Genomic DNA, 23756 nt, shown 5'->3' on the forward strand with positions numbered 1-23756 from the left:
CCGCGTTTCAGATATAAAACATGTAAGAGTCCTGGTCCCCTGAAGAAGCGCAATTATTCAGGTCAGCCAGGGTTGCATTGTCGAGGACATCGGCAATGGCGTCCCGGATTTTTTTCCATAGCTCCCGGCGTCCCGGATTGTCCTCCTCCGCAAATTCGACCGGACTGATCGGACCTTCCAGTACCCGGATCACATCGCCTGCTGTAATTTCTTCCGGTGGGCGGGATAACTTATACCCCCCGTATGCCCCCCGGACGCTCCGAACCAAGCCGGCATTCCGCAACGGGGCAACCAACTGCTCCAGATAATGCTCTGACAGACGATGCCGTTCTGCCACACTTTTGAGCGAAGTGGGTTTTTCCCCGTATCTTTCTGCTAAGTCCATCATGATGGTCAGCCCGTAACGCCCTTTAGTGGATATCTTCAACGGAAACACCTCTTCTCAACCACTGTTCAATCATTTTCTCCCAAAATCGGATCGACGTTTGCATCATCGGCCCAATCAACACCGAAAATAGTACCGTTCCGACAAATACCGGCCCGCCTAAGAACCATCCGGCGGCAAGGACACTCAACTCCATCGACATCCGCACGCGGCTGATGGAAAATCCCCAACGCTCAGAGAGCGCCATCACCACACCGTCCCGAGGACCCGCTCCCAGCCGAGGGGCTATGTAGAGTCCATTACCGATTCCGACCAGGAGGAGACCCGCTAACATCATCAATCCTTGGCCCCACCCGTCTACCGGCGTCTGCATCCATGGTTGAGCCAGGTAGTGGTCTACCAACCATCCGACCAGAATCATATTGAGAACGGCTCCGGGACCGGGCAGTTTCCGATCAATAACCGCCGCCGCGGTGATCAACACAAGGCCTACGATTTGTAACCATGTTCCCACCGTTAAAGGCGTATTGATGGCCAATCCCATGTGAAAAACGTCCCAGGGGGCCAGCCCCCACTGAGCCCGAATCATGACGGCGATTCCGAGGGCCATCACCATAATCCCTGCCATGAACGCCCCCCACCGTACCGAAAAGACTCGCCAATCCGTCTGCTTCCAATCGAACAAACCCCGCTTCACTTCTGTACGAACCGCCGCTTTCAACGTTGCAACCCTTCTTTTCTTCGATGTTTGGATCCGTACTATTTGACAATAGCTAGTTTAACATAGGAAAGACAGGCCCGAGAACCCGAAATTTCCGGATGTTGGAGGATTCTTCCGATTAAACTCCCCCCGCCTTGCCAGTAGGCCGATGTTTGTGGTATGCATGGGAAGAGACTCGACCCAAAGATCTCTGTGGGTCCCACCCTGATGCCGGAAAGGAAGTGCACAGGCTTCACGCCGTTTCCCATGAACCTATTCGATTACGGACAGGAACAGGAAAAGGAGAAAAGCGGACCACTGGCGGCCCGGATGCGCCCCCGCACCCTTGACGAGGTAGCGGGGCAATCCCACCTTCTCGGGAAGGGCAAACTTTTACGGCGTTCCATCGAGGCAGACCAGCTTTCCTCCATTATCCTGTATGGACCTCCTGGGACCGGCAAAACCACGTTGGCCAAGGTGATCGCCGGTACAACCAAGGCCCACTTTGAACAACTGAATGCCGTTACATCCGGGGTAGCCGACATTCGACGCCTTACCCAAGAAGCGAAAGAACGTCTCGGAATGTACGGCACGCGAACCCTCCTCTTCATCGACGAAATCCACCGCTTCAACAAATCCCAGCAAGATGCCCTCCTCCCCTATGTCGAGGATGGGACCATCATCCTGATCGGCGCGACGACGGAAAACCCTTCCTTCGAGGTTAATTCCGCCTTGCTCTCCCGCTCCCGTATCTTCCAGCTGCAACCCCTTTCCGAGAAGGAGCTGACCGGTCTGGCGGAACGTGCTCTTGCAGACGAAGAACGAGGCCTCGGTTTATACGGGGCGAAGGTTGACCGAGAAGCTTTGGAGCATATAGTCCGAATTGCCGGGGGAGATGCTCGCAATGTTCTCAACGCCCTGGAACTAGCAGTCGTCACTACCCCTCCGGATGAAGACGGAACCCGCCACATTACCTTAGAGGTGGCAGAAGAATCGATTCAACAGAAAGTAATCCGTTATGATAAAGGCGGCGATCAGCACTATGACATCGTTTCCGCCTTCATCAAGAGCATGCGCGGTTCCGATCCCGATGCCGCCCTCTACTACTTGGCTAAGATGATCCACGCCGGTGAAGATCCCCGCTTCATCGCCCGCCGGGTTTTCATCCATGCAGCTGAAGACGTAGGCATGGCAGACCCTAGGGCGCTGTTGGTCGCTTCTGCCGCTGCACAAGCCGTGGAACACATCGGTCTCCCTGAAGCGCAGATTCCGCTCGCGGAAGCCGTCATCTATATTGCTACCGCTCCTAAGTCCAATGCCGTCGTCCAGGGAATATCCGAAGCGATGGAAGCCGTAAAACGGGAATCCCGCGCGGAGGTTCCTCCTCACCTGCGGGACGCCCATTTCCCAGGGGCCAAAGACCAGGGACGGGGCCAAGGCTATCGATACCCCCACCATTATCCACGGGGCTGGGTAGATCAACAGTACCTCCCCGACGAACACGGCGACAAGTCCTTTTATCACCCCACAGACCACGGATACGAAGGAAAGCTGAAAGAGTACATGGCCTGGGTGAAACAACCCGGTGAAAAAAAACCGTAAACCATCATTTAAGACCGCAGCCCCTTAATGGAGCTGCGGTTTTTCGACTTTCTCGTATTTTTCCACCCATTGATAAGCCTCGTTCCAACTGGTGATACGGGGAACATCACCGGGATAATCCCGATTATACACGGCATCCATGATGACCGTCGGAACCCCGGCCCTGATCAGCCGGTCCAGGTGCTGGGGAGCATCTTCAAAGAAAAGGCCAACACCCAAACGTTGTGCCACCTTGGCTTTATCCTGGGAATTCATATGAAGGTTTTCGCCGTCGTAGGGGAAGTTGTGTTTTTTCAACCACGTCTTGGTTACCTCGGTAATGTGAGGCATTCCCGGTCGGGCGGTAATGAAGATGATATCGTGTCCTCGCTCTCTGAGATCGGTCAACACCGTAGATGCATTCTCCAGGGGGACACCCAAGGAGTATATTTTCGGCTCCAGCTTTCGCCATAAACGGCGTCCCTCTTTTCGGTCCAATCCGAAAGCGGTATCCAAATGAAATTCTCGCAGATCTTCACATTGTACCGTTCGACCCAGCTCATCATTGAAGCAACGAACCGCCGCTTCCTGAGTGTTCTTGATGGTTCCGTCAATATCCACGCCGATAATCATAGCAGACTCCTTTGATATGGACTTCCGATTCCCATCTATTATCCCACAGAGGAGCTGATTTTTTCATACAAAAAAAAGAGCCCCAATTATGCCGTGGTTCTCCTTAGTTTTGAACCTGCTCTCGCAGGTGGGTGCCCTGCACCGATGTTAACAGGTCCCTTCAAAGGGGCATCTGCGCTCATCGGTGACTCAGGCTCCCGCAGTAAAAGGTGTTGGCTCAAAACTGTCGGTGGATCACGAACATCTTAGGGCTCTCTTTTGTGTTTTTATGTTACCACAGCGCTCTCCCGATTATCAAGGGGAAAGATCGTGGCAGAACCGTCCATTTTCTTAATCTTTCGTCGTTTTTTCTTTCCGAAGCGAAATGTGCAATTCGGCAAGCTGACTCTCCTCCACCCGTGACGGGGCTTGTGTTAACAAGCAACTGGCACTGGCCGTTTTAGGGAAAGCGATGGTTTCCCGCAGGTTGGTACGACCCGCCAACAGCATGACGATCCGGTCGAAGCCGAAGGCAACACCGCCATGAGGGGGAGCTCCGTATTCAAAAGCATCCAACAGGAACCCGAATTTCTCCTTCGCTTCTTTCATGGTGAACCCCAGTGCCTCAAACATCGCCTCCTGGACTTCTCGCCGATGAATACGTTGGCTGCCACCTCCGATCTCATAGCCGTTAAGTACCATATCGTAAGCTTTGGCCCGAACCTTACCGGGGTCCGTTTTCAATAAGGGGATATCTTCCTCTACCGGGCTGGTAAAGGGGTGATGTTCCGCAAACCAACGACCGGCATCCTCGTCATAAGAAAGGAGCGGGAATTCAGTCACCCAGACGAAGCGGAATTCTCCCTCCGGGATGAGACCCAGTGTCTTCGCCAAGCGTAAGCGGAGCTCGCCCAGCACTTCAGCGGATTTTTTCGGGGCATCGGCGACAAAGAAAAGAAGATCGCCTGTTTCCGCCTGTGTCGCATTCATGATGTCGTGCCACTCGGCTTCATCGAGGAACTTGGCCACCGGACCTTTGGCTCCTTCTTCTTTAACGGCAATCCAGGCCAACCCCTTGGCGCCCAACTCCTGTGCTTGGGAGCCCCACTCATCAATCTGTTTCCGACTCCAGCCGGCCTGGCCCTTGACGTTGATTGCCCGAACGCGTCCTCCGTTGGCCACGGTGGAAGCAAAAACCTTGAATCCACTCTCTTTGGCGACATCGGACAAATCGACCAGCTCCATGCCAAACCGAAGATCGGGGCGGTCGGTACCAAACCGTTCCATCGCTTCCCTATAGGTGAGGCGTTGGAAGGGACGTTCCACTTTGTGCCCGATTGTTTCTTCGAACAGGGTAGCTACCATCTCCTCCATCATGGACAAGAACGTTTCCGGCTCCAGAAAAGAGGCTTCAATATCGATCTGAGTAAATTCTGGTTGCCGATCCGCCCGGAGGTCTTCGTCCCGGAAACAACGTACAATCTGAAAATACCGTTCCATTCCGGAAACCATCAATAGCTGCTTAAAGATCTGCGGGGATTGAGGAAGGGCATAGAATTCCCCGTCGTGAACCCGGCTCGGGACGAGATAATCCCGAGCGCCTTCAGGGGTGCTTTTGGTTAACATCGGAGTCTCCACTTCGATAAACCCATGATCAGACAGATATCGGCGCGCAATCTGCATCGCCTGGTGCCGAAGCAACAGGGTCCGCTGCATCACCGGCCGTCTGAGGTCGATATAGCGATGTTTCAGGCGGGTCGTTTCATCCACTTCCACCTCATTCTCGACAGCAAAGGGCGGGGTCTTGGCCTCATTGATGATCTCCAGCTCTGAAGCCTGAACTTCAATCTCTCCCGTCTTCATCTTGGGGTTGACCGTGCTTTCAGCCCGAGCCATTACACGTCCCCGGACGGCGACTACGTATTCACTCCGTACCTTATCCGCGATTGCAGCCGCCTCCCCTGACATTTCGGGGTTGCACACCACCTGAACAAGGCCTGAGCGATCCCGCAGATCTAAGAAAATAAGTCCTCCCAGATCCCGCCGCTTCTGCACCCAACCGTTTAGTATGATGGTCTCTCCCACGTGTTCTGTAGTTAGTTCCCCGCAGGGATGGGTACGGTACAACATTTCGGTTCCTCCTTTGCCTCTAACCCTTACGCACCTGGCGCACGTATTCCACTAGCTTGTTAAGCTGGATCGCCTCTTGTTCCCCTGTCGCCATCTCCTTGACGACAATACGGTTTTCCTTTAGTTCGTTCTCACCTAGGATAGCCACAAATCGGGCATGGGCTCGGTCCGCCGCTTTCAGTTGTCCTTTCATCTTCCGGTCCAAATAATCCCGTTCAGCGGAACAGCCAGCCTGGCGTAGCTCCTTTAGGAGCGTGATAGAACATTTTTTCGCCTCTTCCCCGAGGGTAACCAGAAAACAGTCTACTTCCTTGGAGAGGGGGAGTTCTACTTTCTGGGATTCCAATGCCAGCATCACGCGTTCCAAACCGAGGCCAAAACCGATCGCCGGCATCTCAGGCCCTCCGATCTCTTCCACGAGACCATTATAGCGGCCGCCCCCTCCGACAGATCCAGCTTGACCACCCTGTCCTTCTAGAATGAATTCAAAAGCCGTCTGGGTGTAATAATCCAGGCCCCGCACTAAACGAGTATTCAGTCGATAATCCACCCCGAGCAAATCCAGGCTTTCTTTTACTGACTCGAAGTGAGGACGACAATTTTCACAGAGATGATCCACCATTCGAGGAGCGTGCTCCGTTACCCGTTGACAGCTTTCGTTTTTGCAATCCAGGATGCGCATAGGATTTCGGTCCAGGCGGGACAGACAATCCTTGCATAGCGCTTCCTTGTGAGGGGTGAGGTACTCGATCAGCCTCGTCCGGTGAACCGGGCGGCACTCGGGGCAGCCGACGCTGTTCAGATCCACCTTTACCCCTTCTAGCCCCACAGAACGGTAAAATTGCCAGCCCAGATCGATCAACTCCGCATCCAGAGCCGGATCCGTCGTACCGAAGACTTCAATACCAAACTGATGGAATTGGCGCTGCCGTCCGGCTTGAGGACGCTCATAACGATACATCGGACCAATATAAAACCATTTTGTCGGCTGGGGTTCCCCAAATATTTTCTTTTCTACGAAGGATCGAACCACCCCAGCAGTTCCCTCCGGTCTCAGCGTAAGACTGCGCCCTCCCCGATCCGTAAAGGTGTACATTTCCTTCTCCACGATATCGGTGGTTTCCCCCACACCCCGTTGGAACAATTCCGTCTGCTCGAAGATCGGGGTACGAATCTCAGAGAAATGGTAACGACGGCATAGATCTCGCGCTTTTTCTTCGATGTACTGCCATTTTTCCACTTCACCTGGCATCAGATCCACTGTGCCCCGGGGAATACGAAAATTCACCCTCTACGCCTCCTTTTTATCCGTGAATATAAAAAATCTCCCGCCACTGACCTTATTGTCAGGGACGAGAGATTGGGTTCACAATTCCCGTGGTACCACCCTTGTTGAAGGCGCCGATGTTGACGCCTCCCGCTCAATATAACCGGGTATCGTCCGGTTGACGTCCAGGTCTACTGTCCCCTTAAAGGGAGTTCGGCCCGGAACCTCCGGGTGTCTTTCCCCAGTCCGGTACAGAAAGGCGCTTGCAGCCGACGGCGCCTTCTCTCTAACTGCCCTTGGATCGGGTACTTTTCCCATCATTGGCTTCCTGAATCGGTAAAAAACTTGTTAAGTCAGCATTCTACGGGAAAGAGGGAGAAAAGTCAAGCCTTTAAGTACCAAAAGGTGCCGCCCGGTTTTGCAAATTTGTATTAGTACACTGTTTACATATCAGAACTGTTATAATATAATGTGTACTAACACAGACGGGAGGGATGCCTGATGCACACCAAACAGGAAGTTTGCCAAGTGTGCGGTGAACCTATCGAAGAAAACCGCGAAACCAAACTGAACGATTGTTGTTCCAATCAGTGGATCATGCAGCAAATCAACAACAGTTACCTCTGAGCCACTCTCGCCCACTCTTTGATCATCGCCCTGTTTCGCTTCTCTGATTTCCCTTATATGGACTCATCCACCTCCGGGGACGGGGGTTTTTTCTTGTATTAGTACACAATTGACCACTCCCCATGCGAAAACGCAGGGGATTCTTGGGTAATCTCCAGTAACCCGGAGAAATGGACCAAGCGAACCCCGTGGGCCCCACGGTTAAAAAAGAGTTTCGTTGCCATGTCTCAGGCTGAAATGACGTTCTAAGTATCCCTGCAGGGGGATACCGAACGACGCTCGCTTTCATCCATCTAAGGGTTTTCCCGCTCGCAAAATATAAAAAAACAGCCTCGCTTATGCAAGGCTCTGCCGCCTAGATAAAGGAGACGGCTTTTTCCTATTGGCGAGAATCCGATAGTAGTTGCTTTTGTCCTTGAGATTCCAGAAAATAGCCACACCAGGGGTAATGTTCACTTCATAGATCCATAGCTTCCCTTTTTTGTCCACTCCGATATCCACTCCGTACTCCAAAAGGTGTGGATAGCCTTTGCTCATCCCAATCGCTGCGGCGATGGCAGCTTGGCCCAAGGATTTTTTCACACGGTTGGCTTTTTTCGTATCCATTTTGACATATCGGGTAAGGAGCTTTCCCACCTCTATCGGCAAGCCTCCCCCGTGCCGGTTGGTGATTGCTTCCCCCGGTTTCCCCAGTTTGCCGGCCATCCCGCCTACCACCCATCCCCCCCTTACAAGCTGGACGTGGACACGAATATCAAAGGGGCGGTGATCAGGGGTCACACTCTGGATTCCCTGCTGAATGATATGTTTTTTCCCCTGGGTCAGCTTCTTGAGAACCTTTTGCAAAACCGAAGCGTTACAGGCAAACATGTTTTTTTTATCACATTGAACGCGGAACCCTCCCTTAGGCAATCGATCCACCCGGATAATTCCCCGTCCCTGCCCTCCGCTGTCGGGTTTGACGTAGACTATGGAATAATACTTGACGAAACGGGCCAAGCTTTTTTCCGTGTAAAGAGACGTCACGGGGAGCAAAGATGCCGTTTTTTTGTTCTTAGCCAACAATCCCACCTGTAACCATTTACTTTTCGGGTACCTCATTAGTGATGGTTTCCCCCTCCTGTGCTCTGAGAAAAACTTACCTATAGTAATCTACGTCATCAGCGACTGGAGAGTGCTAGGTAGATGAAACCCTTCGCTAAAATGGACGGGAAGACGGGCAGTTAAAACCTCTTGGTTTTTCAAATACAAAAAAACCGGAGTCCATGGAATGGTCGCCGGTTAATGACCCGATGGATGTAGGGATGCCCGTGCTTTGAAGGATCATCCCTTGTTTCGATTCACAGCGAATTCCTGGTAATTCCGGGCCACAGGAACAGAGGCCGGTGCCGGCCAAGGCAGGTATTTAAGGGCGTGAGCCGTGTTAAAGAGAAGGACCCGCTCTCCAGCCTGGACATCCCCCGATTCCCGCAACCGGATCAATCCGGCCCAAGTTGCGGCGCCTTCCGGGGAGGCGGAAATCCCCTGAAGCCCCATGGCCCGTTGAGCTAATCTGATCTCTTCTCTGGTCACCGCGACCGCAGTGCCGCCGGTCTCCCGCAAGATCGAAAGGATCAAATCTCCGGCAGGCGGATTGGGGACCCGGACACCGATCGGGCTCGCAGTGGTCGATTCACCATAAGGAACCAGCCTTTCCGCTCCGGAATGCATGGCATCAACCACGGGCGTGCAACCGGTCTCCTGTACGCTGACAAAGCGAGGCAAATCCCCCTCGATCATACCCAACTCCTTCAGTTCGCAAAGAGCCTTCCAGATTCCGATCAGGCCGGAGCCCCCGCCTGTGGGATAAACAATCACATGAGGAACCTTCCAGCCCAACTGTTCCGCCAGCTCCAGGCCCATCGTTTTCTTTCCTTCCACTCGCCCGGGCTCCTTGGCGGTTCCGACGTTAAACCAACCCTCTTTCTGTTTACCGTCCTCGATCAGCTTCCCGGCATCATGGATCAGGCCATCCACACGACAGGTCTCGGCACCGTAGCGAAGGGCTTCCTCCACGATCATCCCCGGGCAATCCATCGGCACAAAAACAAAAGCTTCCATTCCTGCCCGGGCCGCATAGGCGGCAAGTGCCGATGCGGCATTCCCATTAGAAGGGACCGCAGCCCGCCGGATGCCTCGACTTTTTAACAGAGAGACCGCAACGGAAAACCCTCGTGCTTTAAAACTGCCTGTGGGGTTTTGCTCTTCTCTTTTCACCCACAGCCGGCCCAGCGATAATTTTTTCTCCCACTCGGGAAAGCGGAGAACAGGCGTCCACCCTTCCCCTAAAGAAACAATGTCGTTCTCCCGCTGTATAGGTAAGAGCTCCTTATAACGCCACATCGTTGCTGATCTTCGTGCAATCTCCTCTTTCGACCACACACGTTGGATTCGCTCCAGGTCGTAAACAACCAGAAATGCTCCGCCGCAACTGCAGATTCCATCTTCATGGTGGAATGGTACGTTACTCGAACAGTTCGAACAAACCAACTGTCCTTCGACCATCGCTTCCTCCCCCTTATCAGGCCCAATCCTATACGCAATATCCTCCGGCCCTGCATTGTATGATGGGAGAGGTTCAGAGATGAAGGGCTAGCGGGGAATTATGGATGACCCTCCCGGAAACCGGATTGTACAACCAATGAACGAGGATTAGCATAAACTTTTGTTGTATTTCAAATAACCTTTACATTCGGACACTACAATGAGCCTTGACTCTATAAATAAGGAGAGGTTGCATTCATGGGTCGGATCGGGAAACTGTTGGCCGCCTTTACACTGACATTAGCGATTACTGGGACTCCGCTGATGGATGGATTTACCGCAGGCACGGTTTTTGCGGAGACGAATCAGCAACGGAAGGTAAAAGTGCAGGAGAAGGCAGGATTTATCAACGTTGCCCATCGAGGGGCATCCGGGTACGCTCCGGAAAATACCCTCGCGGCTTTTGACAAGGCGGTTAAAATGAGAGCCGATTATTTTGAACTGGATGTTCAACGCACCAAAGACGGCCATCTCGTTCTGATGCATGATAATACCGTGGATCGGACCACCAACGGTTCCGGTGAAGTCAAAGACCTCACCTTGAAAGAAATCCGCCAATTGGACGCCGGCAGCTGGTTTAGCTCCCAATATGCCGGAGAAAAAGTTCCCACCCTGGAGGAAGTCCTAGATCGCTACCGCTACCAACCGATCAATATCCTCATCGAACTAAAAAAACCGGAACTGTATCCAGGGATTGAGAAACAAGTAGCCTTGATGCTTCTTAAAAAGGGCGTTAGCTTCCGACCCGGAAAAATCATCGTTCAATCCTTTAACCACGACTCTCTCCGCACCTATCACCGGCTGCAGCCCTGGGTTCAAACCGGTGTACTGGTTAGCCTGACAGAATATCGGAAGGGGGTTTCCGATGAAAAGCTTCGAGAATGGAAGGAATTCTCGGACTATGTTAACCCCAATTATAAGCTGGTAGATGACCGGCTCGTGAACAGGGTTCATCAGAATAGGATGAAAATCCTCCCCTACACGATCCGAAGCAAAGCGACTGCTGACGAGGTGCGGGCAACCGGCGTCGACGGATTTATCACCGATTATCCCGAACTGGGATACTGACTCCCCTTCTCTCCACCGCGGAACTTCCGCGGTTTTTTGTTTGGCTTTCTTCTCCCTTCGCTTTCACTCGTATGAAAAAGAGCTACCGGGAGGGTCCGGTAACTCCAGTTGTAGGACTCATCAGAGAAGGGTTACCTATAATGGGCCACTGGTTTTCATGATTCGGCGGTAGATTTCCGGCGATCTTTGTTCTCGCCAAAGATTATCTTCAATAGAGGCGGGGTAACCAAGGTTGTTATGATAATGACGATAATCGAGGCGGTAAAGTACTCCTGAGATAAGAGTTCCGACTCCAACCCGATGGCAGCGATGATAAGCGCCACTTCTCCTCGGGAAATCATGCCCGAACCGATCCCCAGGGAAGACTTGTTATTAAAGCCGGTAAGACGGGCGCCCAAACCACTCCCGATCAGCTTGCTAAAAATCGCGATAATCGTGAGCATTACCATGAATCCGATCTGGTTGCCCAACCCCTCAAAACTGACATTTAACCCGATACTGACAAAAAAGACGGGCACAAATATCGCGTAGGCAATGGGTTCTACCTTGTGTTCCACTTCTTCCTTGTAGTTGGTAGTGGAGATTGCGACACCGGCTGCAAATGCACCGATGATGGCGGCCACACCCAGTCCTTCAGCCATGAAAGCGAAGAAAAACGTAACAATAAGTGCAGCGCTGACCACCGTTTCAGTCACCCGAAGCGGGGAAAAGCGTCGCATTAGCCAGGGAACCAATTTCCAACCAACCAGGATGATTACACCGAAAAAGAGCACTTTTTTCCCGATCACCAACAGGATCGGGTCTCCCCCTGAGCCAAGGAAACTCATCATGAAAGCGAGCAAAATGACAACGAGGACGTCATCCACCACTGCAGCTCCCAGAATGGTAACCGCTTCACGTGTTCGGAGCTGCCCCAAATCCCGCAGGGTTTGAACCGTAATGCTGACCGAGGTGGCTGAAAGCAGAAGTCCTAGGAAGAGTGCGTCCGTGGAATCCATTCCAAAAACGAGGCCCCCGAAATATCCGCCCACCAACGGCAGGATGATCCCCCCCACAGCGACGGCTAACGAGGAATTCCGGTTCCGATTCAGCTCCTTCACATCCGTTTCCAGGCCGGCGATAAACATCAAGAGAACCACGCCAATTTCGCTGAAAACTTTGATGGTATCAGAGTCCTGCACCCAGCCGAGAACGGCGGGACCAATGACGATCCCGACAATCAGCTTTCCCAAAACGGCAGGTTGACCCAACCGGACACTCAGATCCCCAGCCAGCTTCGTGCTCAACAGGATGATAAGGAGTGTCAGGAAGATCTCCATATTATCCAATGGCATCACCTTTCCTTTTATCATGAATCCGATCACTTTGATGGGATATTCCAACCCAACCCTTATGATACCGAAGAGTTAGATCTTTCGGGGGATCGAAAACGTGATCATTTTGTTACAACCCTTTTTCGGGCAAATTCCCTGTCTATTGGCGGTATTATCCGGAAATATCCCGATTCCACAGATTTACTCCGAATTTATCCCTTATTGTTTCCATAGTTCCCTTCCTTCTTTCCAACCCCTTACATCGTACCCTTTTCACGGGTTCTTCATGCTTGCGCTGAACCGGTAACCTACTCTTATACACCAACAAAAAAGCAACCGGCAAACCCGATCGCAATTTTATACCCGGCCTCGGGTCCCAACTCCGTAAGCCTCATCGAAGGCAGCCAACTTCTTCTCTGTCTGTTCCCGATAGGTGTCAATATACGCTTGAGGTTCTTTCGGGTTGGGCCAGCGATTGATGCGCCCGGTGCCCGGCGAAATAATCTTGCTGACGGCCCCGCATCCCAATCCGATGATCGACTGTCTCTCTTCCATGATAATAATATTGTATAAGCTTTCCTCACCGGGAAAAGCATAACCGACGTTTTCCTGATTGCCCAAGATATTTTTTTGCCGGTAAAGGTAGTAAGGAACATACCCCATGGATTGAGTCCACTCTCTGGCTTCCTGGACCATACGACCGATTTCCTCTCCATCTGCTACCCGGTACTTGTCAGGATTGCGGGTCATATGGGAGCCCCGCTTAAAGGAAAGCGTATGGACCGTGAGGGACTCAGGACGTAATTCCTCCATGACAGCCAAGGATTGGCGGAAAGTATCCAAACCCTCATTAGGCAGCCCGATAATCAGGTCCATATTGATATTGTGCAACCCCATTTCCCGAGCAAGCCGGTACTTGCCCAAAGTCTCTTCCACGGTATGGTGACGGCCAATCAGCTTCAGGGTATCCTCCTCAAAACTCTGGGGATTGATACTGATCCGATCCACCTTCCATCGCTTCAAAAGGTCAAGCTTCTCCTTATCCAGAGTGTCGGGGCGACCCGCCTCCACAGTCAATTCCCGCACGCCATCGTACGAAGGAATAGCAGCCTTCATGCGTATAAACAGTTCCTCCAGCTGTTCAGCCGTGATGGAAGTGGGTGTCCCCCCTCCGAAATAGATCGTTGTAACCGGCAGGTTGTGACGATCCAGCCAGGCCCCGACCGCCTCTATCTCTTCGTGGAGACCGGCCAAAAATTCCTCGACAGACCCGTTTTTCCCCCGGATCGCATAGGCGGGAAATGTACAATACGCACATTTTGTCGGGCAAAAAGGTATCCCGATATACAGACTAACCGCCTGATCTAACGTATACAGATCCGGCAAAGCGATTTTCTGACGTCGAATAATCTCCTCTAAAAGGTCGATCTTATAGGGCATTAGGGAATAATCCCGCTCCAGAACCCGTTTTGCTTCGACCAGCGGAACATCTTCCAAAAGCATCCCATGTAAAAGCTTGGTCGGTCGAACTCCAGTCAGGATACCCCAAGGCTGGCGAACCCCCGTCGCTTTCTCCAGCACCTGGAGGAGCGCGTGGTTGACAGCGCGTTTCACCTGTTTCCGCCGTTGTGAGGGTACTCCCTCCCGATAGAGAGCATCTTCATGGGTAGCGTGCCAGGTTTGATCGCGTTCCGGGTCGGTCAGGGTAACCCGTACACCAACCCGTTCCCCCTCCTGTACAGTAAAGTGGACCGTAGCCTCCGCCTGATGTGGCTCTATGGACACTTTTATTTTTGGGAAAAAGAGCCCCGAGATCAGTTCGATATCACGATGAAAGGCCGGATCTACTCCCGACACCTGGATCTTTCTCATCAGTAAACCGCGGTGCACCATCCTGGCGCCCGCGTCCCCCCTCACATCCCATGCTTGTAATCCACTCCCAGTCTAGCTCAGCCGCCGCCGGAAATCAATGAGAGATCCCGGCTCAGCACCTCTCCGGAGAGGGAGCCCGAAATATGAAGGAGTGACCTGTACTGAAACCGAATCCTCCGTTTTCAACGAATCCCGATGGTCTACCCAGCCGTGCAGAACCATACGGACAGCCGTTTCCCGTACCTGCTTCGATCGTCGCATCGGAAACACTTCCCTTCCAGGGTTCCAGCCCTATCCATGGACAACCCTAGTCTGCCCAAGATATCTGGGGACTAGAAGGGAACTAGAAGTGGAGCGAATCTCTTGAGCAACGCTCCGCGGGTTTCATTTCCAATATAGGGTTATATATGAATTCATCTGCTAGAAGGAACGAGCCCCGCCGATATCGAATCTAAAACAATGCGTCTAAATAGCGAAAGGAGGGCCTGTTTTTTTGCGTTCTCCGTCAATCGGCCGCCCCTGAACCCCTGTATCTGCCTCTTCTTCCCGGCAGACCGGATCGTAACCGCTTTCAAATGAAACGTGGAGAAGAGCATGCCAACCACTCAGCCGGAGAACCAGGCGCACGCATCATCGAAGGAAATAAGTGTTGATTGCCCTTTCCCGCCAAAAGTTATAAAATTGCATTGTTATGCATGAAAAACCGTTTCCTTGAAATAGACATCTTGAGGTGAGCCTATGAAAAACCCGAACCTTCCTTCTTTCTCTGCTGCAGACTACCTGAAATTTATCTTGCCTTCCCTCATCGGTATCTTTTTGTTCATGATTCCCATCCCTTATAAAAAGGATATAACGATTCCCGTCGCCTTACTGGCGGATTGGGTGGAACAACAATTTATCGATGTTCTGCCGACAGTGGGGACCGGTATCATCCTGCTGACGGTACTCGGTTCCCTCCTGACCAAAATGGTAAAACCCTCCTTCATTATGAAGAGCCCGTTTTTCAAAGCGCTTTTCGATGTGTCCCCCGCCTGGTTGGTCACGAGAGTGTTGGGCTTGATTTTCGCGGTGATGACGCTCTTTCAAGTCGGACCGGAGTGGGTCTGGTCAGAAAATACCGGCCAACTTCTCCTTTTTGATCTAATTCCCGTCCTTTTTTCCGTTTTTCTTTTTGCGGGTCTGTTCTTGCCCTTGTTGATGGATTTTGGGTTGCTGGAACTATGCGGAGCGCTATTGACGCGTATCATGCGCCCGGTCTTCACTCTGCCGGGACGTTCTTCCATCGACTGTATCGCTTCCTGGTTGGGGGACGGAACCATCGGGGTACTCCTGACCAGCAAACAATACGAAGAAGGCTTCTATAACAAACGGGAAGCGATCGTGATCGGTACCACCTTTTCCGTTGTATCGATTACCTTTACCATCGTTGTGCTGAAAGAGATGGACTTAAGCCATCTCTTTCTCCCCTACTACCTCACCATTGTGCTGGCAGGTTTGGCCGCCGCCTTGATCATGCCCCGGATCCCTCCCCTCTCCCGCAAACCGAACAGCTTCTATCCCGGGGCGGAAGCGAAAGCGGACGAAACGATTCCCGAAGGAACGTCCGCCTTCCGCTGGGGGATGATCCAGGCAGCCGGACGGGCCAAAGGAAACCGGTTTACTCGTGTTTTGAAAGGCGGCCTTCAAAACGTACTGGATATGTGGATGGGTGTGGTTCCTGTCGTGATGGCGCTGGGAACCGTCGCCCTCATCGTAGCGGAATATACGCCTTTCTTCCGCTGGCTGGGAGCTCCCTTTATTCCCCTCTTGTCCCTGCTGCAGATCCCAGAAGCGGCAGAGGCGGCCCAAACCATGGTGATTGGCTTTGCCGACATGTTCCTTCCCGCTATCATCGGGAGCGGAATTGAAAGCGACATGACTCGATTTGTCATCGCCTGTGTTTCGGTTACCCAGCTGATCTATATGTCTGAAGTGGGCGGTTTGCTATTGGGATCCAAGATTCCCGTTAACTTTAAAGACCTGATTCTCATCTTCCTCCTGCGGACGCTGATCTCCCTGCCGATCGTTGCTCTCATGGCCCACCTGATATTTTAGAGCATAACAAAAAGGCCCGTCTTCCTTTCGGAGACGGGCCTTTTTGTTTACGGAAAGCGTTATTTGTTTAGAACCTGCTTGACCTTCTCAATGACGTTTTCCACGTGGAAGCCGTATTTCTCCATCACAAGGCCACCAGGAGCAGAAGCGCCAAACGTATCGATCCCGATAATGGTCCCTGCGCTTCCCACGGCTTTCTCCCAACCAGCGGGGTGGGCCGCTTCGATGGCGACACGGGCACCGACGGAAGAGGGAAGAACCGTTTCCCGGTAAACTTCGGACTGTTCGTAGAAGAGCTCACGGCAAGGCATGCTGACAACCCGGGCATTTACGCCCTGTTCCTTCAGTTTCCCCTTGGCTTCTACCGCCAGACTGAGCTCGGAACCGGTAGCGATCAGGATCACATCTGGATTGCCCCCGTCGGCATCAGCGAGGATATAACCGCCTTTCTGAGCACCTTCTTTGATTTGCTCTGCCGTTCCCTCTAAGATGGGCAGATTCTGACGGGAGAGAGCAAGCGCCACAGGCCCCTCGTTATGATTCATGGCGAATCGGTAAGCGGCGACCGTCTCATTGGCGTCACCGGGGCGGAACACCTTCAGGTTGGGTATCAGACGCAGGGCGGGCACCTGTTCCACGGGTTCGTGAGTAGGGCCGTCTTCACCGACGGAAATGCTGTCATGGGTGAAGACATACAGCACCGGAAGCTTGCTCAACGCGGCTAGACGGACCGCGGGGCGCAGATAGTCGGAGAAGACGAGGAAGGTGGCGCCGAAGGCACGTACCCCACCATGGAGCATTAGCCCATTAAGAGCAGCACCCATCGCGTGTTCCCTCACTCCGAACCAGACGTTGCGCCCGGCATAATTCTCCGCGTGGAAAACCTCTTCCCCGTTCAGATTCGTCTTGTTGGAGGAGGCTAGATCGGCGGAGCCGCCGAACAAAGCAGGCACTTTTTCTGCTAGAGCATTCAGAGCCTCACCGGAAGCGGCTCGGGTAGCGATCGCTTTATCTCCTGCTCGATAAGCGGGCAGTTTTTCATCCCAGTCCTTCGGGAGCTTTCCAGAAATAGCTTCTTCAAGTTGACGGGCCAGTTCTGGATGCTCCTTTTTGTATCCTTCGAAAAGAGCGTTCCATTCTTTTTCCGCACGATCGCCTTCTTCCTTGAACCGGTTGAAGTGCTCTCGGGCTTCCTGGGGTACATGGAAAGCTTCTTCCCCTTCCCAACCATAAGCCCTTCGCACTTCTTCCCGCTCCTCAGGCCCAAAGGGAGCTCCGTGAATCTTGTGAGTCCCGGCTAGATTGGGGCTGCCGTATCCGATAACGGTTTTTACTTCGATCAGCGTGGGCTTGGTCGTCTCCGCCCGGGCTTTCTGGATGGCTCCCTGGATTGCTTCCAGGTTATTGCCGTCCTCGACACGGATCACTTCCCAACCGTAGGACTCGAAGCGTTTCTGCACATCCTCGGTGAAGGCTTCCGCCAGCTGACCGTCCAGGGAGATATCGTTCGAATCATAGAGGGCGATCAGTTTCCCCAATTGGAGGTGACCCGCCAAAGAGGCAGCTTCGGCGGAGACCCCTTCCATCAGATCTCCATCGGAACAAATCGTGTAGGTGTAATGGTCGATAACCGGGAATCCGTCCCGATTGAAACGGGCCGCCAAGTGAGCTTCCGCCATCGCCATCCCTACGGCGTTGGAGATTCCCTGTCCCAGGGGGCCGGTGGTCGCCTCCACACCGGGGGTGCCGTGATTAGCCTCCGGGTGTCCCGGCGTCTTGCTTCCCCACTGGCGGAAGTTTTTCAACTCCTCCATGGAAAGACCGTAGCCAAACAAATGCAACAGGCTATACAGCAAAGCAGAGCCATGACCAGCAGATAAGATGAAGCGGTCGCGGTCGAACCAATCCGGGTTAGTCGGGTTGTGCTTCATGAATCGGGCCCATAAGGCGTACGCCATCGGTGCTGCCCCCATCGGCATTCCGGGGTGGCCGGATTTGGCCTTCTCCACCGCATCGATGGATAACATTCGGATCGTGTTAACTGCCAGTTGATCGATAGGTTGGCTGTGATTAGACATCTGACAAGTCCTCCTTGTTCCAAATGCATACGTTTTTTAGACACGTCGCGATTATAACATAGCCACAATGAGAAACCTTTTTTCCTATCCCTCTTTGCTTTCCAGGGTCAGGGTGACGGGACCGTCATTGGTGAGACTCACTTCCATCATCGCCCCGAAAATGCCTGTCTCAACAGGTACTCCTCGGCATCTCAATTCCTCGTTGAACCGATGATACAGATCTTTCGCAATCCCTGGTTCAGCTGCTGCCATGAAATTGGGACGGCGCCCTTTCCGGCAGTCTCCATACAAGGTGAACTGGGAAACAGAGAGGATGGCCCCTCCCGTTTCCAGAAGAGAACGGTTCATCCTGCCCTCCTCATCTTCGAAGATTCGAAGATGAATCAGCTTATCTGCCATCCAGCGAATCTCTAGCTCCCCGTCACCTTCGGTGAAGCCTACGAGGCAGACCAGGCCGTGGGCGATTTCGCCGACACTTCGACCATCCACGGTGACACGGGCGTTTTTGGCCCGCTGAAGTACGATACGCACAGTTTTCCCCCTCAGCGATCGACGCTTATTGCATAATGCGCCGGACACTATAGATGTCTCGTACACTCTTGATTTTATCCACAACGGACTGCAAATGGCTGATGTTCCGGATCGAAATACTCATATCGATCCTGGCCAAGCCTCGACGGTCCGCCCTGCCGCTGACTGCAGAAATCTCCACTTTTGTAGCGGCTACCACCTGAAGTACCTCATTCAAGAGGCCGCTTCGGTCCAGACCGGAAATTTCGATATCCACGTTATAGGATTGATCCGGAACCCCTTCCCACTCGACGGGGACCATCCGCTCCTTTACGACACCGTTCAGGTTGGGGCAATCTGAACGGTGTACCGATACCCCACGACCCTGCGTGACGAAACCCTTAATCTCATCCCCCGGGACTGGATTACAACAACGGGAAAGGCGGACTAGCAGGTTGTCCACGCCTTTGACCTGAACACCATATCCGGTCCGGCGCGGAGCCGGCATCGACTTCACGTCAGGCAGAACGAGCGGTTTCTCCTCTTCCGGTCGAAGTCCCTCCGTCAATCGGTTGACAACCTGGGCGGTGGAGATACCGCCATAACCCACGGCGGCGTACATATCCGTTTCATCGGGAAAGTTAAACTTGCTTGCCACTTCCTTCACCCGATCGCTATTGAGGATCTGGGAACTATCATAATCCTGCTTTTTCAGAGCAGATTCGATCATTTCCTGCCCTTTGGCGACACTCTCCTCCCGGCGCTCTTTCTTAAACCAGTTACGAATCTTGCTGCGAGCTTGGGAAGATTGGACGATCTTCAGCCAGTCGCGACTCGGTCCATAGCTGTGCTTGGAAGTGAGAATTTCCACAATATCCCCGGTCTTCAATTGGTGGTCCAGAGGGACGATTTTGTTGTTTACCTTGGCCCCGATGCAGCGGTTCCCCACTTCCGTATGGATGCGGTAAGCAAAATCCAAAGGCACAGAACCCGCCGGCAACTCCAAAACATCCCCTTTCGGGGTAAAGACGAAGACCGCATCGGAAAACCAGTCCATCTTTAAATTCTCCACGAATTCCTGAGCATCGTGGGCATCCTGTTGCAACTCCAGGATTTCGCGGAAAAACTTCAGTTTGTCATTGAAAGAAGCCCCATCGGAGGGGGGCCCTTCCTTATAGGCCCAGTGAGCGGCGATTCCATACTCGGCAATCTTGTGCATCTCCTTTGTCCGGATCTGCACTTCAATCGGTTCACCCTTAGGGCCGATGACAGTCGTATGAAGCGACTGGTACATATTGGTCTTCGGCATAGCGATGTAATCTTTAAAGCGACCAGGCATAGGCTTCCAAATGGTATGAATGATCCCCAACACCGCATAGCAGTCCCGGATCGAATCAACGATCACTCGCACTGCCAACAAGTCGTAAATCTCATTAAACTGCTTATGTTGCTTGACCATTTTTCGATAAATACTGTAGATATGTTTCGGGCGGCCGGAAATATCAGCCGCCAGATTCATCGATTCCAATCTCTCTCGGAGAGTATCGGTCACCTGATGCAGATATTGTTCCCTTTCCGCCCGTTTCTTCTTCATCAGGTTAACAATCCGATAGTATTGCTGGGGATTCATGTTGCGAAGGGCGATATCTTCTAGTTCCCATTTGATGGTCGAAATCCCGAGCCGATGGGCGAGCGGTGCAAAAATCTCTAAGGTTTCTTTGGCGATCCGGCGCCGTTTCTCCTCAGGCAAGAACTTAAGCGTCCGCATATTGTGTAGACGGTCTGCCAATTTGATAAGGATGACCCGGATGTCCTGGGCCATGGCGACGAACATCTTGCGATGGTTCTCCGCTTGATGTTCGGCGTTGGATTTATATTTCATCCGTTTTTTCAATTTCGTCAAACCATCCACGATCTGGGCCACGGTTTCACCGAATTCCGCTTCCAGCATATCCAAGGTGACTCCAGTGTCTTCGACGACATCGTGAAGGATCGCGGCGGTCAGGGTGGTAGCATCCATCTGAAGGTCAGCGAGGATACCAGCCACCGCTACCGGGTGAAGGATATACTTCTCCCCCGATTTACGGGTCTGCCCTTCGTGGGCCTCCTCAGCGAACAGGTATGCTCTCTCCACCTGCTCCAATTCTTCTTTTTTCAGGTAGCGACCCGCTTTTTCAAGCAATTCCTCAATCGGCATGATTCACTCACCTAAGAGAGATTTGAAAAACTTTTTCCTTATATTATCTCGAAATAGCCCGTCAAAGTAAAGAGGAAATAGGTGAGAGAGATTGGCCGACTCACCTAGCGGACTAGACCATGAAAAACATCCCTCTGCAAGTCAAAATCCACTTGCAGAGGGATGTTTTCAATAATCCCTTGAATCGTTTTTTTTTCGACGGAGACTAACGGTCCGGATACGCAGCCGAATGAACAGCCAGGAAGCCAGGATCGCCATCGTTAGCATGAGACCATATAGGAGGCCCCAGCCTTCCTCTTCCCCGCCCTTTATCAGGAAAAACAACGCCACAAGGACGCCGCCGTAAGCGGTTATTTCAAAAGAAAACAACAGCATACGCCAAACCCTGTATAGATACTCCTTGACCCGTACATCACCGGGAGTAAATAATTCTTTGAAGAACAACAGCACAACAAAAGCCATCCAAATAAGAAATCCTGCGGTAACTAGGCGGGCAAACGCACCAACTAGCTGAGTAAAAAAATCATCAAGCAATGATCGTCTCTCCTTTTTTATCGTAACCAAGACAGGTACCTAAAATCCAGGGAAAAAGCTGTATCCTACCCTTTTATCCTTCTCCCCATTTCTTCCATCTCTTTTCCCATTCCTTTTTCTGCTTTTTCCATTGTTTCTCCCAATGTTTCTTTCTCTTCTTCCACTCTTTCTCCAATTTTTTCCGAAGGTTTTTTTGCTCTTTTTTCGGCTTTTCCTCCCGATGTACCCGGGGAGGCGTCTTCCATTTCACCGTGGAAAGGTTGAAGTTGTGAACCGGCTTTCCCGCCAGGGCCCCGGCCATCATCTGCCTGAAGACCCGTGCGGCGGTCTGACCGCTGGAGGAAGTAAGGAAATGCTGGGCATCGGTTTTATCGTAACCGATCCAGACCGCTCCGACCAGTTCCGGGGTATAGCCGACAAACCAATGATCCTTGGAACCCTTCCGATCGGAGTCGGGGAGTTGGGTAGTTCCTGTCTTGCCGGCAGTGGGCCGACCGGGGATGGCGGCGTTTTTCCCTGTCCCTTCCCGAACAGCTCCCTGCAATAGATAAGTGATATGCTGCGCCGTTTTTGGTTTCATCAGCCGGGTCGTCTTTTTATACCAATGGGCTACCGGCTCACCGTCCACATTTTCCACCTTGCGGATAGCATGAGCATCCACCATCAGCCCGTCATTGGGAAAAGCAGAGTAAGCCTGGGCCATGGCAAGGGGGCTGGTTCCCTCCGTAAGGCCACCCAGGGCTAGACTGAGGCGATGGTCTTCATCCGTCAACGGAATACCGGCAGCTTTGGCGAACCGGTATCCTTTTTCCACTCCGATCTGTTCCAGAAGCCAGACGGCTGGGACATTCTTGGATTCGATCAGGGCCTCATACATGGTTACTTCACCCCGATAGTTTCCATCGTAATTCTTCGGGGCGTAACCCCCGTTAAACTGGGTCGGTTTGTCTTGTAGGTGTGTATCGATCCCGTACCCGCTGGCGATCGCTGGGGCGTAGACGGACAAGGGTTTCATGGAGGAACCCGGTTGCCGCTTCAGTTGGGTGGCATGATTGAACCCGCGAAAAACATGCTCCCCTCGCCCTCCGACAAGCGCGCGTAATCCGCCGGTTTTTGGATCGATCAGCACAGATCCACTCTGTACCTTTCGCTCTCCTCCGCCGTCGGGAAACAGGGCATCCTTTCGGTAAACCGTTTCCGCCGCCCGTTGCATCGTTGGATCCAATTCCGTATAGATGCGGAGTCCTCCGTTTAACACTTCCTTCTCTGTCAGGCCGTAACGCTGAATCGCCTCTTGGATGATAGCGTCGACGTAAGAAGGATACCGCCCCCGGTATTCATCGGTTTCCTGTCCTTCCAGGACGATATTTTCCTTTTTGGCTTTCTCAACCTCTTCATCGGAGAGAAACCCCTGTTCTTTCATCAGTTTTAGCACGATACTCTGCCTTTCCATCGCCCGGTTAAAGTGTTTCACCGGCGACAGAGAAGACGGGGCCTTGATCAACCCGGCCAACATGGCCGATTCACCGGGGGTAAGGTCTTTCACCTCTTTACCAAAGTAGGTGCGGGCTGCCTTTTTCAGCCCCCACGCTCCCTCACCGAAGTAGACCGTGTTGAGATACATCTCCATAATTTCATCTTTGGAATAAGTGCGTTCGATTTTTTTGGCGAGAAGAACTTCCTTTACCTTCCGTTTGTAGGTACGTTCGTGGGTAAGAAATACGTTTTTAGCCAATTGCTGAGTAAGGGTACTGCCGCCCTGAACCGTCCCCCCCGCCCACAGATTAGACAGGGCCGCACGTGTGGTTCCGACATAATCCACCCCGGAGTGACGATAGAAACGCTGATCCTCGACCGAAATCACCGCCTGGATCATGTGAAGGGGAACTTCCTGCAACCGGAGACCTTCTACTTTGGAGGCAGAGATTTTACTGGCTATCCGGCCTTCCCGATCATAAATCAGAGTTGGCTGGGGAACCGCCCGGTCAAGAGCACTTACATCCTGGATTTGAATCAGGATATTGAAGGTAAGGAAAAAAACAGCGAAAAGAGCTGTCAGCGTCCAAACCGTCTTCCTCACCCATCCCTTGGCCCACCAGACGGCCAACTTTTTCCCCGTCTTGCCCGCTTCCACTCCCATCTTCATGCTCTCCTTCTTCTTTTCTCTATCGGCTCTTCCCCAAGTCGCACCGTCAAACAAAAAAA

18 protein-coding genes and 1 other RNA gene are annotated in these 23756 nt (G+C 52.5%); 4 read left to right on the forward strand and 15 right to left on the reverse strand.

Translation table 11 applies throughout. The features are described from left to right. Positions 1–7: 7 nt before the first annotated feature. Together cymR and ACFOUO_RS08500 are read right to left on the reverse strand one after the other, a co-directional pair. Positions 8–427, reverse strand: a complete 420-nt coding sequence (gene cymR / locus ACFOUO_RS08495; RefSeq protein WP_380704176.1) for a cysteine metabolism transcriptional regulator CymR — start codon at positions 425–427, stop codon at positions 8–10. After that, entirely contained in the window at positions 411–1106 is a 696-nt protein-coding gene (locus ACFOUO_RS08500) for a YczE/YyaS/YitT family protein (RefSeq protein ID WP_380704178.1), read from the reverse strand. Before ACFOUO_RS08500 ends, cymR begins: the two co-directional genes overlap by 17 nt. A gap of 246 nt (positions 1107–1352) precedes the next feature. On the opposite strand from ACFOUO_RS08500, the gene ACFOUO_RS08505 reads away from it, so the two are divergent. After that, positions 1353–2687 (forward strand): AAA family ATPase, encoded by a 1335-nt coding sequence (locus ACFOUO_RS08505; protein WP_380704180.1) that lies wholly within the window; start codon positions 1353–1355, stop codon positions 2685–2687. A gap of 24 nt (positions 2688–2711) precedes the next feature. Here the strand turns inward: ACFOUO_RS08505 and ACFOUO_RS08510 are convergent, their stop codons facing one another. The 4 genes from ACFOUO_RS08510 to hisS all read right to left on the reverse strand — a co-directional run bounded on the left by ACFOUO_RS08510 (position 2712) and on the right by hisS (position 6696). After that, positions 2712–3299 carry a 5' nucleotidase, NT5C type gene (locus ACFOUO_RS08510; protein WP_380704182.1) on the reverse strand — a complete coding sequence of 196 codons (588 nt, stop codon included), beginning with the start codon at positions 3297–3299 and terminating at the stop codon, positions 2712–2714. 75 nt (positions 3300–3374) lie between these two features. After that, positions 3375–3554: non-coding RNA, 6S RNA (gene ssrS / locus ACFOUO_RS08515), on the reverse strand. A gap of 75 nt (positions 3555–3629) precedes the next feature. Beyond that, positions 3630–5408, reverse strand: coding sequence for an aspartate--tRNA ligase (gene aspS / locus ACFOUO_RS08520; RefSeq protein WP_380704184.1), 1779 nt, complete (start codon positions 5406–5408; stop codon positions 3630–3632). Between the two features lie 19 nt (positions 5409–5427). Then, the gene (hisS, locus tag ACFOUO_RS08525; RefSeq protein ID WP_380704186.1) at positions 5428–6696 is read right to left on the reverse strand and encodes a histidine--tRNA ligase; all 1269 of its coding nucleotides are present in this window, start codon (positions 6694–6696) and stop codon (positions 5428–5430) included. A gap of 480 nt (positions 6697–7176) precedes the next feature. Between hisS and ACFOUO_RS08530 the strand changes: the two genes are divergently transcribed. After that, positions 7177–7302 (forward strand): hypothetical protein, encoded by a 126-nt coding sequence (locus ACFOUO_RS08530; protein ID WP_380704188.1) that lies wholly within the window; start codon positions 7177–7179, stop codon positions 7300–7302. A 336-nt stretch (positions 7303–7638) separates the two neighbouring features. Here ACFOUO_RS08530 and ACFOUO_RS08535 read toward each other — a convergent pair whose 3' ends face one another. Both ACFOUO_RS08535 and ACFOUO_RS08540 read right to left on the reverse strand, forming a co-directional pair. After that, positions 7639–8403, reverse strand: coding sequence for a YheC/YheD family protein (locus ACFOUO_RS08535; RefSeq protein WP_380704190.1), 765 nt, complete (start codon positions 8401–8403; stop codon positions 7639–7641). 222 nt (positions 8404–8625) lie between these two features. Continuing rightward, positions 8626–9846, reverse strand: coding sequence for a threonine synthase (locus ACFOUO_RS08540; protein ID WP_380704192.1), 1221 nt, complete (start codon positions 9844–9846; stop codon positions 8626–8628). Between the two features lie 237 nt (positions 9847–10083). On the opposite strand from ACFOUO_RS08540, the gene ACFOUO_RS08545 reads away from it, so the two are divergent. Then, positions 10084–10953 carry a glycerophosphodiester phosphodiesterase gene (locus ACFOUO_RS08545; RefSeq protein ID WP_380704194.1) on the forward strand — a complete coding sequence of 290 codons (870 nt, stop codon included), beginning with the start codon at positions 10084–10086 and terminating at the stop codon, positions 10951–10953. Positions 10954–11108: 155 nt separating this feature from the next. On the opposite strand, the gene ACFOUO_RS08550 is transcribed toward ACFOUO_RS08545, so the two are convergent. Further along, positions 11109–12272 carry a cation:proton antiporter gene (locus tag ACFOUO_RS08550; protein WP_380704806.1) on the reverse strand — a complete coding sequence of 388 codons (1164 nt, stop codon included), beginning with the start codon at positions 12270–12272 and terminating at the stop codon, positions 11109–11111. Positions 12273–12623: 351 nt separating this feature from the next. Then, positions 12624–14159 carry a coproporphyrinogen III oxidase gene (locus ACFOUO_RS08555; protein ID WP_380704196.1) on the reverse strand — a complete coding sequence of 512 codons (1536 nt, stop codon included), beginning with the start codon at positions 14157–14159 and terminating at the stop codon, positions 12624–12626. A gap of 717 nt (positions 14160–14876) precedes the next feature. Between ACFOUO_RS08555 and ACFOUO_RS08560 the strand changes: the two genes are divergently transcribed. Continuing rightward, positions 14877–16232 carry a YjiH family protein gene (locus tag ACFOUO_RS08560; protein ID WP_380704198.1) on the forward strand — a complete coding sequence of 452 codons (1356 nt, stop codon included), beginning with the start codon at positions 14877–14879 and terminating at the stop codon, positions 16230–16232. Between the two features lie 59 nt (positions 16233–16291). Here the strand turns inward: ACFOUO_RS08560 and tkt are convergent, their stop codons facing one another. The 5 genes from tkt to ACFOUO_RS08585 form a co-directional block, all read right to left on the reverse strand. Further along, on the reverse strand, positions 16292–18310 hold the full coding sequence (tkt, locus tag ACFOUO_RS08565; protein WP_380704200.1) for a transketolase: 2019 nt from the start codon (positions 18308–18310) through the stop codon (positions 16292–16294). 84 nt (positions 18311–18394) lie between these two features. Next, the gene (gene dtd / locus ACFOUO_RS08570; RefSeq protein ID WP_380704202.1) at positions 18395–18841 is read right to left on the reverse strand and encodes a D-aminoacyl-tRNA deacylase; all 447 of its coding nucleotides are present in this window, start codon (positions 18839–18841) and stop codon (positions 18395–18397) included. 25 nt (positions 18842–18866) lie between these two features. After that, a complete protein-coding gene (locus ACFOUO_RS08575) occupies positions 18867–21017 on the reverse strand; it encodes a RelA/SpoT family protein (RefSeq protein WP_380704204.1) in 2151 nt (716 codons plus the stop codon). Positions 21018–21185: 168 nt separating this feature from the next. Further along, positions 21186–21551 (reverse strand): hypothetical protein, encoded by a 366-nt coding sequence (locus tag ACFOUO_RS08580; RefSeq protein ID WP_380704206.1) that lies wholly within the window; start codon positions 21549–21551, stop codon positions 21186–21188. Positions 21552–21624: 73 nt separating this feature from the next. Then, positions 21625–23691, reverse strand: a complete 2067-nt coding sequence (locus ACFOUO_RS08585) for a transglycosylase domain-containing protein (protein WP_380704208.1) — start codon at positions 23689–23691, stop codon at positions 21625–21627. Between the last annotated feature and the right edge of the window lie 65 nt (positions 23692–23756).

It is taken from the genome of Salinithrix halophila, assembly GCF_042650125.1.
Taxonomy (GTDB): domain Bacteria; phylum Bacillota; class Bacilli; order Thermoactinomycetales; family DSM-45169; genus Salinithrix; species Salinithrix halophila.